Origin of the sequence: Anaerococcus cruorum (genome assembly GCF_046365495.1) — a bacterium.
GTDB lineage: Bacteria > Bacillota > Clostridia > Tissierellales > Peptoniphilaceae > Anaerococcus > Anaerococcus cruorum.
This window is the reverse complement of record NZ_JBGMEH010000002.1, coordinates 62,205-76,759: the sequence shown is the minus strand read 5'-3', so window position 1 is coordinate 76,759 and position 14,555 is coordinate 62,205. Positions and strand designations below refer to the sequence as shown.

Annotated in this window: 12 protein-coding genes and 1 tRNA gene; 1 reads left to right on the top strand and 12 read right to left on the bottom strand. The window is 34.8% G+C overall.

Going from position 1 to position 14,555, the window contains the following annotated elements; translation table 11 throughout:
* Positions 1 to 79: 79 nt before the first annotated feature.
* From ACCQ40_RS02730 to ACCQ40_RS02720, 3 genes are all read right to left on the bottom strand, one after another.
* Positions 80 to 1,681: a coiled-coil domain-containing protein gene (locus ACCQ40_RS02730; RefSeq protein ID WP_410032520.1), complete on the bottom strand. Its 1,602-nt coding sequence runs from the start codon at positions 1,679 to 1,681 to the stop codon at positions 80 to 82.
* 101 nt (positions 1,682 to 1,782) lie between these two features.
* Entirely contained in the window at positions 1,783 to 2,466 is a 684-nt protein-coding gene (locus ACCQ40_RS02725; RefSeq protein WP_410032519.1) for a peptidoglycan amidohydrolase family protein, read from the bottom strand.
* A gap of 9 nt (positions 2,467 to 2,475) precedes the next feature.
* On the bottom strand, positions 2,476 to 2,604 hold the full coding sequence (locus ACCQ40_RS02720; RefSeq protein ID WP_394010948.1) for a YvrJ family protein: 129 nt from the start codon (positions 2,602 to 2,604) through the stop codon (positions 2,476 to 2,478).
* Positions 2,605 to 3,603: 999 nt separating this feature from the next.
* Here ACCQ40_RS02720 and ACCQ40_RS02715 point away from each other — a divergent pair.
* A tRNA-Sec gene (locus tag ACCQ40_RS02715) sits at positions 3,604 to 3,698 on the top strand.
* Here ACCQ40_RS02715 and selB read toward each other — a convergent pair.
* From selB to ACCQ40_RS02670, 9 genes are all read right to left on the bottom strand, one after another.
* The gene (gene selB / locus ACCQ40_RS02710) at positions 3,699 to 5,558 is read right to left on the bottom strand and encodes a selenocysteine-specific translation elongation factor (protein ID WP_410032518.1); all 1,860 of its coding nucleotides are present in this window, start codon (positions 5,556 to 5,558) and stop codon (positions 3,699 to 3,701) included. It lies immediately after the preceding tRNA gene.
* Positions 5,548 to 6,900, bottom strand: coding sequence for an L-seryl-tRNA(Sec) selenium transferase (gene selA / locus ACCQ40_RS02705; RefSeq protein ID WP_410032517.1), 1,353 nt, complete (start codon positions 6,898 to 6,900; stop codon positions 5,548 to 5,550). The genes selB and selA overlap by 11 nt, the downstream gene beginning before the upstream one ends.
* A 1,109-nt stretch (positions 6,901 to 8,009) precedes the next feature.
* Positions 8,010 to 9,257, bottom strand: coding sequence for a glycine/sarcosine/betaine reductase component B subunit (locus ACCQ40_RS02700; protein ID WP_410032516.1), 1,248 nt, complete (start codon positions 9,255 to 9,257; stop codon positions 8,010 to 8,012).
* Between the two features lie 135 nt (positions 9,258 to 9,392).
* Positions 9,393 to 10,535 (bottom strand): aminotransferase class V-fold PLP-dependent enzyme, encoded by a 1,143-nt coding sequence (locus tag ACCQ40_RS02695; RefSeq protein ID WP_410032515.1) that lies wholly within the window; start codon positions 10,533 to 10,535, stop codon positions 9,393 to 9,395.
* The gene (locus ACCQ40_RS02690) at positions 10,525 to 10,800 is read right to left on the bottom strand and encodes a putative Se/S carrier protein (RefSeq protein WP_394019213.1); all 276 of its coding nucleotides are present in this window, start codon (positions 10,798 to 10,800) and stop codon (positions 10,525 to 10,527) included. The genes ACCQ40_RS02695 and ACCQ40_RS02690 overlap by 11 nt, the downstream gene beginning before the upstream one ends.
* A complete protein-coding gene (gene yedF, locus ACCQ40_RS02685) occupies positions 10,781 to 11,389 on the bottom strand; it encodes a sulfurtransferase-like selenium metabolism protein YedF (protein ID WP_410032514.1) in 609 nt (202 codons plus the stop codon). Before yedF ends, ACCQ40_RS02690 begins: the two co-directional genes overlap by 20 nt.
* 13 nt (positions 11,390 to 11,402) lie before the next feature.
* Positions 11,403 to 12,416, bottom strand: coding sequence for a selenide, water dikinase SelD (gene selD, locus ACCQ40_RS02680; protein ID WP_410032513.1), 1,014 nt, complete (start codon positions 12,414 to 12,416; stop codon positions 11,403 to 11,405).
* 13 nt (positions 12,417 to 12,429) lie between these two features.
* On the bottom strand, positions 12,430 to 13,581 hold the full coding sequence (locus tag ACCQ40_RS02675; protein ID WP_410032511.1) for a double-cubane-cluster-containing anaerobic reductase: 1,152 nt from the start codon (positions 13,579 to 13,581) through the stop codon (positions 12,430 to 12,432).
* Positions 13,578 to 14,351: an acyl-CoA dehydratase activase gene (locus tag ACCQ40_RS02670; protein WP_410032510.1), complete on the bottom strand. Its 774-nt coding sequence runs from the start codon at positions 14,349 to 14,351 to the stop codon at positions 13,578 to 13,580. The genes ACCQ40_RS02675 and ACCQ40_RS02670 overlap by 4 nt, the downstream gene beginning before the upstream one ends.
* Between the last annotated feature and the right edge of the window lie 204 nt (positions 14,352 to 14,555).

The window sequence follows — 14,555 nt, the reverse complement described above, 5'->3', positions numbered from 1 at the left end:
TTCTCTCTCCTTATATTTTTTAAGATAATTTTATCTATTTTATTGATATTTACCCATTTTTTTAATAATATATCTTTGTTTACTTGCTTAGAACATAGTTATATTCTGCTAGGGCGTAGTTGGCTTCTTTTAGTAGCCCTTCTGATTCTTTTAATAGGGCATTTATTTTTTCTCGGTTTTTGGCTACTGTTTTTGGAGTGAGCTCTTCTAATAATTCTATGGCCCTAACTGATGCTTTGTTGTGGGCTATGGATTTTCGGAGTTGGTCGCGTTTGGCTTTAAGGTCATCTACTTTGTGGCTACCTTTTTTGATATATTTGTAATTTTCTTTTACTATTATGGTATCTTTAGCTGACTGAAGCTTTTCTTCTGTTATTTTGATAGTTGTCGTGTAGTCTTTGCCGGATGGGTCTATTATCCTTATAGTGGCAGAGTTTGGGTATATCTTTCCTAAAATCTGGTGTAAATAGCTTTGACTTGGTTTGGAAGTGGTTTCTTCTTTGTGATTTTCTACAGAAGTCTTATCTTTATTTGTATCTTCTTTATTATCTTGTGGAGTATCTAAAGGCTTAGTTTCTGGGAGACTAGCTAGGTCATTATCCGTACTGATTGTTGGCTTATATGATGAAGTATCATTTTTTGGTTTTTGATCTGGATTTGGAGTAGGTGGTATTTCTTTTGGTTTATCTTTGTTTTCTTTTGCTGGGGTGTCTGCAGATGGTTTTTCTGGTAATTGCTCTTCTCCTACCGGTTGGTATGTAGTAGGTGATTCTGCCTCATCTGTAGGTTTAGATTCTTCTTTATAGTTTTTTATTTCTTCTAGAATCTCATCTACTTGTTCTTTGCCAGTAGCTTCTTCGATTTGTTTCCTAAACCCTTCTTTTTTCTCATCTGAGATTTCTTTGTTTTCTTCTAAGTTTTTTAACACATCTTCTTTCGCTAAAGATAGTTGGGCTGAATTATTGTTTTGTTCTTCCTGATTTTGGGAATCTTGATTATTTGATGTTTCTTCTTTAGGCTGATCCATTCCTTTTGCTAACGATTCAACTTCAGCCTTTATTTTATTAAGTTCATCTTCTGTAGTTGCATCTTTTAATTTTCTATCTAACTCGGTTCTCTGTTGACTGCTTATCAAACCTTCTAATTTATAACCTCTTAATTGGTATATAGTATCTGCTTTATCAAGAGCAAATGAATTTCGGGCTTTATCATAATCATTATATAGAGATCTTTCTCTTGTTGCTATCTCTTGAAGATAGTTGTATTCCTCTACTTTTTTTGTATATTCCTCTTCTAGCTTTATTAATTCTTCTTGACTTTTTTGCAATTCTGTTTTAAGATTCTCTATTTCTAGGTCAAGTTTAGAGATTTCTTCATCTGATAAATCTTCTATAGCAATTTCTTCCTTTTCTTTTAATTGTATATTTAATTGTTTTATTTCTTCTCTCTTATTATTACGTGTTTTTTCAGCAACTCTTTTATTTTCTTCAGCATTAGATATTTCTTTTTTTATTTCCTCAGATTTTGATTGTTGTTGATTCATTATTTCACTTCTTCTAGTATAAAATTCACTTTCCTGCTCTGCAGTCATTTCAGTATCCTGAGCAAAAACAGGTGCGCTAGATCCTGCAAATATTAAACCAAATGATAGGGCAACTATTAAGATTTTTTTAGGTATCATTTTTCCACTCCTTTTGCCTATATTCTATAACTTTATTGTATAATACCCAGTTAATTTATACTAGCCCTAAAAAGAAAAAAAATACATAAAAAAAGGATGGATTAAATATCCATCCATTGCCTGCCTTTGCTATCTTTGTAGGCTACATATCTGCGCTGGCCGCTGGTGTTTCCTATATAAGAAAGCCAATGGTAGCCATTTGCTATAACTATTCTATCGTAGTTTATTTTATCTCCTTTATGGTAATTAGCTACTATGGCTGCCTGAGTGCTTGGGGCTGATCTAACATAGGTGGAAGCATAGACTGTTGCTATCCCTGTTTTATGGTTTTTAAGGGGTTGATTTTTTACAATAGGTCTAAAATATCTCTCATAATTACTTCTTTTGCAAGATAGAAAGTACCTTAGAAAATTTTCCTCTCCATTGATGCTTACTGTGCCGTTTACAGCATTGCAATGTATAATTCTTCCTTTTTCTAGGAAAATTCCTGTGTGGCCACCAGCTCCAGCTGACCTACCTTCTAAGCCGCGTATAAATATATCTCCTGCTTTTATTTGATTATAGGAATAAATCTCTTCTAAAACTGTGCCCTTTAATTTATAAAGGGTTTCAGTATTGCCAATGACTGCAGCTTGGGGCAAAAAGCCCCCAGCTATCAGTGCATAGTAGACAAAAGATGAGCAATCCAAGTAGGCAGGCCCTAACCTTTGTGGGTAGGCCATAGAATATCCCACTTTTCTGTGTTTGCTTTTTGCATAAGCAAGCATTTTTTCAATTGACTGCATAAACCTCCTTTAGTTTTGGTTTTTAAGTTCGCGTATTTCTTTGAGTATCTCGTCTAGTTTATAGTCGAGTTTGTAGATTAATATAAGGCTAACCACGATAGGAAAGCCCAAATCGCCAATTAGTTGAGTAATGTCCATGGTTTTTTTGGCATTATTAAATACGGAAATGAATGGGAAATTTTCCTCTTGTGAATCCATAAGAATTGGAGTAGTTGTGGTAAGGGTTTTATGGGTTGATTATTTTATAATAATTGTAGCTACGGTTAGGGATGTCTGACTCATAGGTAGATCTCTCGACTGCGCTCGAGATGACAATGAGGGTGAATACTTCGGATGTTTATTTGCTTCTTATTTACTATATTTTGGATTCAAAGTGTTAGTCTTTATAAGACTGGTTTGCAAATTAATGTGGCCCCCTCATTGTCATTTCGACTGGAGCGGCAGAGTAATGGAGAAATCTTTCTGAACTTTATGCTACTATTAGTACTATAGCTGAAAAATATATTGTTATTAATTTTTGTAATTAAGATCATAGCTATCGGTTGGGGATGTCTGACTTTGAGATAGATCTCTCGACTGCGCTCGAGATGACAATTGAGGGAGTACTTCGTATGTTAAGTATTTTTCTTATTTACTGTATTTTAATTCGAAGTGTAAGGGTTTGTAAGATTTATTTATATAAAAATATAAGCCCCCCCATCGTCATTTCGACTGGAGCGGTAGCGGAATGGAGAAATCTTTCTTTGATGCTTGTCTTTCTTAACCTTTGCCACTATCTTCACATCTTAACAAAATCAAACCCATAACTCTCCTTACCAACAACTTTATTTGCCTACCTCCTTTCTTTTTTATTCACAATCTTTATCATTATTGTATCTTTTTCATCATCTTTTTCTTCTTTATAGATTAAGATTTTTGTCATTTTATCACCTCCTATTTATATATAGAAAATATCTCCTTATTTTCCCAAAATTTTCCAACAAATAAGCCCACATCCGGGCTAAGTCTTTAAAACTTGCCTTTTGTGGGCTTTTTATAGCGTAGACATCTATGTCTATATTATCTTATTGTTTTACTGTAGCTGATATATTTTGTTGATTTTTTAGCAACTTATGTTATAATAATAGGTGCACATATGGGAGCGGATGAGTGTCTGGTGTGCTCTGCGGTCTTCAAAACCGTTGTGAGAAGTGTACTTCTCGGGTAGGTTCGATTCCTACACGCTCTCGCCATTAGACTAATATTCTATAGTCTTCCACTCTTTTTGTTATATTTTTCTTATCTAGATATTCTAAAAATACTATAGCTTGGTTTCTGCTAAGTCCTGATAAATCTCTAAATTCTTTAGCTTCTAGCTTATCATTATCTTTAAAATAATCTTTTACCATATCGACCAATTTTGTATAATATTCATTAGTTATGACAAATTCTTCTACCCTTACTAGGTCTTCTTTTAGTAAAAATGCTAGTAAATCTTTGTCTTTTTTATCAAATACATCACTTTCTTTGGATAATTTTGGTTCATTCGCCTTGATTTGTTCCATTAGTTCGTCGATTCTTTTTTGATCGTTGGCAAGGCTTATGGCAAAGTTTTTATCTTTTACATAACCTTTTTGAAGCATGATATTTTTAGTTAAGATTTTATTTTTTAGCATGGCTTCAAAGTCCTTGCTATCTAAGTTTAAGTCTAATTTTTGCCTTAGTTCTTCTTTTGAGATTCCTTCATCTAAAGGATTTTCTTTGTGGTAGTCTTTGACGATTTGGCTAATGTCTGCTGCAATTTTTTCTAAATTTTGATTGGCTATATAAGATTCTCCGACCATTTGGATATCATTATTGGCTACCATTTGCTTTAAATTTTCTTCTAGGGCAGATTTTTCAATACCCATATGAGTATAGATTTCATCTTCATTTTTAAAGCTATCTAAAAAGTCTATTATCTCATCGATTTTTGTAAATTCTTCCTTATTTTTTAGATAAGCCACATAGTCTGTAGAGTTTACTGTGTGATTTTGGCTATTTGTATCGATAATTTCTCCCCCACCTATGGTTTTTAGTGGTGAGTAGGATCTAATTACAAATTTGTCCCCTCTTTTTACAAAAATTTCTTCTTCTAGGCGGAATTCGCAAAGGGCAGTTTGGTTTGGTTTTATCTCTTTTTGGTCAAGTGGTACAGCTCTTGCTAGCACTTCTTTTGTTCCATGGAAGAATCTTACCCTAGTCCAGTGTTCAATTTTTATATCATCAAATTTGGATAGGGAAAGCTTGGTTTGGACATTTTTTACTCTTATTAGTGAATCATTTTGGGCAATGATATCTCCACGCTTTATTTCATTTGAAGAAATATTAGCAAGATTTAGGGCAATCCTTTGGCCCCTGTGGGCTACATCTATAGGCACATCGTGGTTTTGTATGGACCTTACCTTTACTTTTTCGCCGGATGGGTAGAGCATGTATTCATGATCTTTATAGATTTCTCCCTCGGTAAGGGTTCCTGTTATAATTGTCCCGATACCTTGAAGGGTAAAGGACCTATCGATATTCATCCTCATGGACTTGCTATCTTCTGTTTTTTGTGTAGAAGTTATTTTTTCTTCAATAAGAGCCTTTAGCTTGTCAATATTTTCTCCTGATACAGAATCTACTGCCACTATTGGCGCATCTTCTAGGATAGTATCGGCAAAGGACATTTCAATATCTGCCTTTACTAAATCAACCATTTCTGGGGCAACTGTGTTTTTTTTGGTAATGACTATTATAGCATTGTCCACACCCATGTAATGGAGAATTTGGGCATGCTCTATTGTTTGTGGCATCACTCCATCATCTGCTGCTATTACTAAAAGGATAATGTCGATACCGACAACTCCAGCCATCATATTTTTTATAAAGTTTTCATGACCTGGCACGTCAATGATTCCAGCTCTTTCTCCATTTGATAGGTCAAGGGCGGTAAAGCCAAGGTTTATGGATATACCGCGTTCTTTTTCTTCTTTTAAATTGTCTGTTTCATTTCCAGTTAGGGCCTTGATTAGGGTTGTCTTCCCATGGTCAATATGGCCTGCTGTTCCGATTATATAATTATTTTTCATAATAATCCTTTAAAACTTTGTAAATATCATCGATTTGGCTTTCAAAAATTGTCAGAGCATTGAGGTAAAGATTGCCATCATGGACTGTGCTTATAATGTGGTGGTCTGATAATCTAAGGTGCTCTTCTAGATTTTTGACATCAGTATTACTTATTTTTACCGAATAAGTTCTTTTGATATCTAGTGGATAAGACCCACCACCGATTTTTCCTTCACTTTCAACTATTTCTGCATCGATGCCCTCTATTTTTTGGATTTTTCTTAAAAGCTTTTGACATCTTTTTTTGACTACGTCAGCTTCTTCAGTAATCATCCTAATAGTTGGATTGTCGGTTTTCATTTGCTCAAAATCTAGGTATTCGATTAAGGTTGCTTCAACTGATGCTAGGGTTAATTTATCAACCCTAAAGGCTCTTAAAAGCTGATTTTTTTTCATTTTGGCTATGTATTCTTTTTTACCAACGATAATTCCTGCTTGGGACCCACCGATTAGTTTATCACAAGAAAAACTTACTAAATCGATGCCATCTTTTAGGCAGTCGCCCACAGTTTTTTCGTAAGAATAGCCATAAGGAGTAAGGTCGATTAAAGATCCACTTCCTAAGTCTTCGTAAAGAAGAATATCACGATTGCCGATTAATTCCTTTAAGTCTTTGGTATCTACAGACTCGTTGTAGCCCACCATTTGGAAGTTTGACTTGTGGACTTTTACAATTGCCGATAAGTTTTCATCATCGATTTCATTTTCATAGTCATATAGGTGAGTCCTATTTGTAGCCCCAACTTCTACTACATTTGCCCCAGATTTTTTCATAATTTCTGAAATACGGAAAGACCCACCAATTTCCACTAATTCTCCACGGGAAATAAGGGCATTTTTGCCTTGGCAAAAGGTATTTAAAACTAGAAAAACTGCTGCAGCATTGTTATTTACAATAAGGGCATCTTCTGCACCAGTTAGTTTTTTTACTATATCAACTAGGTGGGTATAGCGAGAGCCACGGACTCCCTTTGCTACATCATATTCTAAGTTTGAGTAGCTAGCTCCAATTTTTTCAATTCGTTCAAGGGATTTTTCTGATAAAACCGCACGGCCTAGGTTGGTGTGTAGGATAACCCCAGTTGCATTTATCACATTGTATAGAGAATAAGGGCTAAAAGAATTGATTTTTCTATCTATATCAGCATATATATCTGCCGTTTCAAAATCTTCCTTAGCCGCAATTTTGGCACGGTAAGCATCCAAAACCTTATTTGCAATATCTTTTACAATCACAGGATTTTCATCATATCTATTTAAAATCTCATTCATTTGAGGTAATTTTTTGTATAAATTTTCCATACTGCCTCCATATATGGTTATTATACAATATTTTACTAAATTTGTAACAAAGTAATGAAGGACTTTTTAAAAAAGTTTACAAAATCTTTTTCTTATTAGGTAATTGACTTGGTTTCAGTATTTTAGATAATTCTTCGTTCTCCGGGGGATAGGGATAAGGGGTTGCGGAGACCCCTTACTCCCTTTTCCCCGGTCCCCCAAAACCCTTCTAACCCCCTCCGCCACTGCGTGGGGCAATGAGCAGTAGAAGTTCGCTAGCGAATTCTTTTTTGGAAAAATAAAGGGTATTCTTCGAATTAATATAATGGTCTTATACACTTTTATCCCAGTATTGGATATGTATAATTTTAAACTTGATTGTTTAAAGCCCCCTATTGTCATTTCGACTGGAGTGATAACGGAATGAAGAAATCTTTCTTTGCTTTATGCGACTTTTGAACGCTAGTTTTAAATTTTATTAGTTTATTAATGATTTTATAAATTCTAATAACTACGGTTTGGGATGTCTGATTTTTGGGTAGATCTCTCCGTGCGCTGCGCTTAGTCGAGATGACAATAAAAGGTATTCTTCGAATTAATATAATGATCTTATGCACTTTTATCCCAGTATTGGGTATGTATGATTTTAAACTTGATTGTTTAAATCCCCCTATTGTCATTTCGACTGAAGCGATAGCGGAATGGAGAAATCTTTTTTTGCTTTATGCGACTTTTGAACGCTAGTTTTAAAACTTATTAGTTTATTAATGATTTTATAAATTCTAATAACTACGGTTTATAATGTTTGACTCTTAGGTAGATCTCTCGGCTACGCTCGAGATGACAAAGATGTGGTAAACTTTGTTTGAAGATATTGGTCTTATTTACTTATTGTAAATTCATTAGGTTTATAAGATTAGTATCCTCATAAAACTATGCCTTCCCTATTGTCATTTCGACTGAAGCGATAGCGGAATGGAGAAATCTTTTTTAGAGACATGTGTTTAATAAACTTTGATTGTTAATCTATCTTAAAAATACAGCACTATTATAGTTTTATATTATATTAACTAGCTTAATCCACAAAAAAAGCACCTGCTTTACGCAAATGCTTAAAATTTTCATTTATTTTAGTAAAGTGAATGAATACCCCCATCTCTTGCTTCATTTGGTGTCAAAAGTACTGGGCTATTTTTTCTTAGTCTTATATTTTCCCCACCAATTATTCCTGCTGGTTCATCAGGTTTTATAAAAGTATCATACATGCATCCTACACCTGAAACTACTTTTACAATGCCTATTTTATATTTGCCTGGTCTTTTGATATTGTAAAAGTCTTTGCTTTCATCATATTTTCCTTCATATGATTTTAAGATTTCTCTTATCTTTCCTATGACCTCATCAGCTATTTTGTGAGCTGTTATTATCCCATCTGCTGTTCTCCCCTCGCCTTCTTTGAAGGTAAAGTCTATATGGAAAATGTAATCATCTACTGATGGGGTTCCTGCTCTATCAAAGCTAATTTTTTCTTCTAAGCTACCATCACATGATCCCATGTTTGCTGGTTGCAGGTCGTAGGCTTCTTCTACTCCTGTAATCATTGCTACTACACCTCGTAGTTCTACTGTTTCACCCTCGCCAAGTTTGCCTGATTTTTTTGCTGCTATAGGCATAATATCTAGGTTAGTATTGGCTTCTTTTTTGTAATCGCCTGGTTTTATGATATCTACACACATATCTACGATTCTATCTTGGCCTTCTAGGGCATCTCCCGCTATATTTTCATCAACTACTAGGGTGTGGCCATCTATTTTATTTGTATCACCAAATCTTACTTCTTTTATATCTATATAATCTTTTGTAAGTTTACCCTCTTTTTTCTCGTTTGGATCTTTTTTCTTATCCCATTTTTTGCCGCGTTTAGCCATTTTTTTGCTAAGTTCTACCATAGCTCTCATAGCATCTATTTCTGCTAGGGAGTTTTCTCCTAAAACTTGAGTTTCAAATCCAGATTCTGTTTTGTTGTAGTCAAGAACTAGGTCTACGTATTCGTTGGTTGCTACAAAAGTTGCTTGTTGGCCGATAAAAGATAAGCCTGCTGTTGCTACTCCATTTTTTTCTAGCTCACCTATTACACTTGTAAAATCAATGTGGTGGTTGCCCCAACCATCTAGAGCTACAATAGCTGCATCAAGACCTAATTCTTTGGCCATTTTGCCCGTTTCTACTGATGTTCTTTCCTTATCTGCTTGCTTATCAGAAACTCCTTTTGCAATTACTCCTACAAATTCTAATCCATCATAGGATGAAACTACATTTACTATCGGACACCTATAGTGGTGCATGGTTGTCATTTTTGTACTAGGGCCAAATCCCATTTTTGCCTCCTACTTTTTGTTTTAAGTATGTAAAAAAAATCGTTTTATATATTAATATTATATCACGCGGGCGATTATTGACAAGATTTCTACAATGAGTAATTTAATAAAAAAAGACCTAGGACATCCTAGGTCTTATTTACTATTATAGTCTGCTGCAATTTCTTTAATAGCATCAATAGCAGCATCTATTTCTTCATCAGTATTAAAATATGAAAATGAAAATCTCACTATACCTTGGTTTTCTGTACCAAAGTGTTTGTGGATAAGGGGCGCACAGTGGGCGCCGGGTCTGGTTTGGATATTATATTTTTCATCTAATATTAGTGAAAGTTCTGCACTGTCCATATCTGATAAATTAAAGGAAACTATGCCAGTATAATCCCCTTCTGGTTTTTTGGAATAAAATTTGATGCCTGGTATGTCTTTTATCCCATCATAGAATTTTTTAGTTAATACCCTTATTTTTTCATTTATATTAGCTACCCCAGTTTCTAAAAGAAATTTAAGGCTAGCATCCAGAGCTATTTGGGATAGGAAATTGCTAGTACCCACTTCAAAGATAGCAGGGAAATCTTTAGGGTGGCACTTATCAAATGAATTTACCCCTGACCCTCCGGCAAAGACATTTGAAAAATCAAAATCTCCTACTTTTATTATCCCACCAGTTCCTGACGGCCCATAAAGAGACTTATGGCCGGTGAAAACAAAAATGCTATTTGGATATTTTGATAAATCAACATCTACACATCCTGCAGTTTGGGCCATGTCTATAATCATTATTAAATTATATTTCTCTGCAATTTCGTGGATTTTGTCCAAGTCATTGAGATTTGCTAATAGATTTGAGGCATGATTTGTTACTATGAATTTTGTATTTTCTTTGATAAGTTCTGAAATTTTGTCAAAATCTACTTCGTAGTTTTCATCAAAATCTAGAAAAGAAAGTTCTGCCCCCGATTGGTAGAGGGGTCTTAGGACAGAATTATGCTCTGTTGTAGTGGTTATTACATGGTCACTTTCTTTTACCAAAGATTTGATTACCATATTTAGGCCAAAACTTGCATTTTCTGTAAGGGCTATATCATTTGGATCCGCTATATTAAATATTTTTGCTAAATCCATTTTGGTCCTAAATATCCCCATCATAGAATTTTGAGAAAGGGCATGGCCTGACCTTGATGGATTGCCGTAGGATTCGCTTTCTAAAAGCTCTATATATTTTTCTTTTAAGGCCTTTGGTTTATGTAGGGTTGTGGCTGAGTTATCAAAGTACATATTCTTTTATCACTCTCTTTTTTCCCTCATGGTAGAGGGTGTAAATTTTATCATAGTCTGATTTTTCTAGAATATTTAAAGCATTTTCTAATTCACTTTTATCTATACGCAAGCAAAACCCACATCCAGCACCAATTTCGGTGGGAAGTGGGATAAGTCTTGCACCAGCTAAGTGCTCAGTTTTTTCAAGAGCAGCCATGGCTGTGGATGTATTTTCAAATGAAAATAGGATATGCTCTACTTCCTTAGCAAGGGTAGATGGCATGGTTTGATCTCATTGCTTCTACGATTTTGTACATATTGGTGATTTCACCAACTGCAAGGTCATCTTTTTTGCCATAATGGTCTAGGCATAGGCCACATGAATATACTCTAACTCCACGTTTTTCAAGATTTTTTAAATCTTCAATTGTTTTTTCGTTTTCTGTTGTTAGGTACACTCCCCTATTAAAGAAAATAATTTCTACTGGCAAGTGGTCTTGTTCTGTTACTGAGTAGATGAAACCTTCTAATATTTGTTTAGAGAATTCTTCATCTCCATCTCCGATTTTATCTGAGTTTACAATTACAACGTAGTTATTACTTGTAGCACTATTTACTGAGTAGTCCTCGATTTCTCTGTGGTCTCTTGATGCCTCAGTTTTTTCTAGGCTAACCTTGTATTTTCTATCTGCAAGTTTTTCAACTTTTGAATTAATTTTTAATTCATCAGCCATTTTTGTTAGGTTTTCTGTAGAAACTTCGTTATCTACTAAAATTTCAAATTCTTTTTCGTCTGGATTTTCTCTTAAAGCTTTTTTTGTCTCAATTACTGGGATTGGGCAAGCTTTTCCAATTACATCTATTTCTCTCATTATCTTCTCCTTTTTATTTTACAATGATAGGGTAGGATCTTTTCGCTTTTACTTCCCCTATTTCATATATATCCATATTTTGCTTTTTAAACTCTTCTATTATTTGGTCAGCAGTTTCTCTATCAACTGCAACTAATAATCCACCACTGGTTTGTGGGTCAAATAATACCTCGCTCATAGCAAAGTCGTCTTTGTAAAACTCAACTACATTTTTTAGGTAATTTCTGTTATTTTGGCCACCGGATGTAAACAAGAATTCATTGGCCAAGTCTAGGGCTGGTTCTAATACTGGTACTTTGCTGCTATCTACTATGATAGAAAAATCATCTCCAGCCATTTCTGATAAGTGGCCTAAGAGACCAAAACCTGTAACATCTGTTGCTGCGTGGATATCGTAGTTTACAAAAACATCTCTGGCATATTTATTTAATAACTTCATTTGGTCTGTGCAGGCCTTAAAGTCTTCATCACTTACCATACCTTGGCCATATGATCCTGTGATAAGCCCTGTACCAAGTTTTTTAGTAAGTAGGATAACATCCTTATCCTCTGGTGTATTATTTTCCCAAATTTTATCGATTTCCACTTTTCCAGTTACTGATAGACCATATTTGGTTAGGTTGTCATGGATTGAGTGGCCACCTACTAAAGAAGCTTTAGCTTCGCTTACCTTATCATTTCCTCCACGAAGGATTTCTCTTAAAATATCAAAATCTTCTTCCAATGGGAACATGGCAATATTTAGGGCACTTACAACTTCCCCACCCATGGCATATATATCACTTAGGGAATTTGCTGCTGCAATTTGCCCAAATAGATATGGGTCTTCTACCATAGCTGGAAAAAAGTCTAGGGTCTGAATAATTGCAGTTTTATCATCTATATTTATAACTGCAGCATCGTCTTTGCCATCAAAACCTACAAGAACATCATCACGTCTATATGGATTGATATCTTTTAATAAAGAATCAAGGTTTCCTGCAGCAATTTTGGCATTGCATCCACCGCAAATTTCTATCTTACTCATTTATCTCCTTTATTTATAACATTTCTACAAAGGCAGCCATTCTTGTATTTAGCTGGCCTATATCTGCTTTAGAAAAGTCAGTTTCTACAAACATATATGGGATGCCTTTTTCTTCAGTAACAAATCTTTTTATTTTCTCACGCTCAACTATATATGGATGGCAGGCAACTAAGTCCATTTCTATAACCCCATCTGCATCGTATTTATCTATTAATCTGCCTAATAAATCATAGCGATTTGTATCTGGGGTCATTACAGAACAACCAATATCTAAGTATCTACGAGCTATAGCTTCGTTTATATCATCTGTTTCTAAATCTATATTGTTATCAAAGTTTTTCTCACCAGAGCAGTTTTCAAAACTTACTACTACCGCACCATTATCTTCGATAGCTTTTATAACTTTTTCAGTAGCTCCTCCCATAGGGCAACCTGTTACTATGATTCTAGGTTTTTTCTCTAGTTTTTCTGGGTCATATTCATCACGGATTTTTTTGGCAATAGCGTTTATCTCATCAGCAACTTTTGTCTTATCCATTTTAAATTGAGACCCATAGGTAACATGGAAAAAGTCTAGGCCACTCATTGGTGCTGGATCTAGTTCCATAGTATCTGCCAAATTCTTTTGAGCATCTCTTATATCATTACCCACCTTTGACCATTCTACCAAGGATTGGTCGGTAATTTTTGTATCAAATTTATTTTCCAGATATTCTCTAAGCTCCAAGACCTCATCTTTCCAATAGCGAAGGGCTTTTTCGTTTTGTGTTTGAGGTAGGTGCATGATATACATTGGCTTTATATCATTCATTAGCTCGTACATTTTCTTTTTACCATCGCAAGTAGTTTCCCCAACTACTACATCAGAAAAATAAAAAAATGGGCACTTATCTGTTTTGGCAAAGCCATAGGATGATTTTATAAGTGGGCAAAGGTTGACTGGCAAATCTTTTTCTGCTTCTGGGATTGTTTCATCACTGGTAGCGCAAAGGCCCACAGTGCTTGCTCCCGCTGCCCAAGCTACTTCTTCTGGAAAATATGTACAATAGGCTCCAACTAAGGGAATCCCCTTATCCTTTAATTCTTTTACTTCTAAAAACGCGTTTTTTCTTTGATCTGCAAATTCTTCAAAAACTTCTGGTAAATCTTTTACTATGTCTGTCATCTTTTTTTCTTCTCCCTTGCAAGTAAGGCTGCGCCGTAGGAACCGGCAAACTTGCCATCTTCTGTGGTGTGGACTGGTGTATTTAATTTTTTACTTAAAACTTTTGCAAAATATGGGACATTTGATAGACCACCTGTAAGGATTACTTCATCTTTTATTTTTGCGCGTCCTGCAAGCTGGCTTACTTTTTTGGCAACAGAGTCTATCACTCCTGCTGCTATATCCTCTTTTTTTCTGCCTTCTCCTATGTAATTTATGACTTCCGATTCTGCGAAAACTGTGCACATGGCACTTATTTCTATTGGGTCTCCCTCTTTAGCTATATCAAAAAGCTCTGCTAGGGTTAGATTTAGCTTATCTGCCATAATTTCTATAAATCTGCCCGTACCTGCTGAGCACTTATCATTCATCAAAAAATCAGCTACAAAGCCGTTTTCAAGGCTAATTACCTTGGTGTCTTGACCACCTACATCTATAATTGTAGTAGTTCTTGCTCCAGAAAGTTCACGTCCACCTCTGGCATGGCAGGTTATTTCTGTTATTTCAAAATCTGCATAATCTACAGAAATACGTCCATATCCTGTGGCAACTGTTCTGCAGTCTTCACTTTCTACATCTATATCATAATCTTTTTTTAGCCTATCTTTTATTAGCCCTGCAGTTTCTTTGCTGGACCAACCAGTTGGCATTACAAAGTGGATGATGTCCCCATTTTTTATAAGAGTTATTTTTGCAGCAGTAGACCCTATATCTATTCCTACATAATCCATCTTTCCTCCAATAAAAATTTATTCTTACAAAGAAAAATAGTGTACTAGCTTATCGCTTATTTTTCTTAAAATTATATATTATTTTATGTTTATAAGCTAAGTGTACTTATTGAAAAAACTCAATTTAGCTCTAAAATTACTAAACTTTTTATTAGAATATTGTCAATTTTTTGCTTAGATGATTTAATACAAAAAAAGACGGGC

Coding starts and splice junctions, on each gene's coding strand:
- ACCQ40_RS02730 (WP_410032520.1), bottom strand. CDS start 1,681: ATGATACCTAAAAAAATCTTAATAGTTGCCCTATCATTTGGTTTAATA.
- ACCQ40_RS02725 (WP_410032519.1), bottom strand. CDS start 2,466: ATGCAGTCAATTGAAAAAATGCTTGCTTATGCAAAAAGCAAACACAGA.
- ACCQ40_RS02720 (WP_394010948.1), bottom strand. CDS start 2,604: ATGGACATTACTCAACTAATTGGCGATTTGGGCTTTCCTATCGTGGTT.
- selB (WP_410032518.1), bottom strand. CDS start 5,558: ATGAAAAATAATTATATAATCGGAACAGCAGGCCATATTGACCATGGG.
- selA (WP_410032517.1), bottom strand. CDS start 6,900: ATGGAAAATTTATACAAAAAATTACCTCAAATGAATGAGATTTTAAAT.
- ACCQ40_RS02700 (WP_410032516.1), bottom strand. CDS start 9,257: ATGGGATTTGGCCCTAGTACAAAAATGACAACCATGCACCACTATAGG.
- ACCQ40_RS02695 (WP_410032515.1), bottom strand. CDS start 10,535: ATGTACTTTGATAACTCAGCCACAACCCTACATAAACCAAAGGCCTTA.
- ACCQ40_RS02690 (WP_394019213.1), bottom strand. CDS start 10,800: ATGCCATCTACCCTTGCTAAGGAAGTAGAGCATATCCTATTTTCATTT.
- yedF (WP_410032514.1), bottom strand. CDS start 11,389: ATGAGAGAAATAGATGTAATTGGAAAAGCTTGCCCAATCCCAGTAATT.
- selD (WP_410032513.1), bottom strand. CDS start 12,416: ATGAGTAAGATAGAAATTTGCGGTGGATGCAATGCCAAAATTGCTGCA.
- ACCQ40_RS02675 (WP_410032511.1), bottom strand. CDS start 13,581: ATGACAGACATAGTAAAAGATTTACCAGAAGTTTTTGAAGAATTTGCA.
- ACCQ40_RS02670 (WP_410032510.1), bottom strand. CDS start 14,351: ATGGATTATGTAGGAATAGATATAGGGTCTACTGCTGCAAAAATAACT.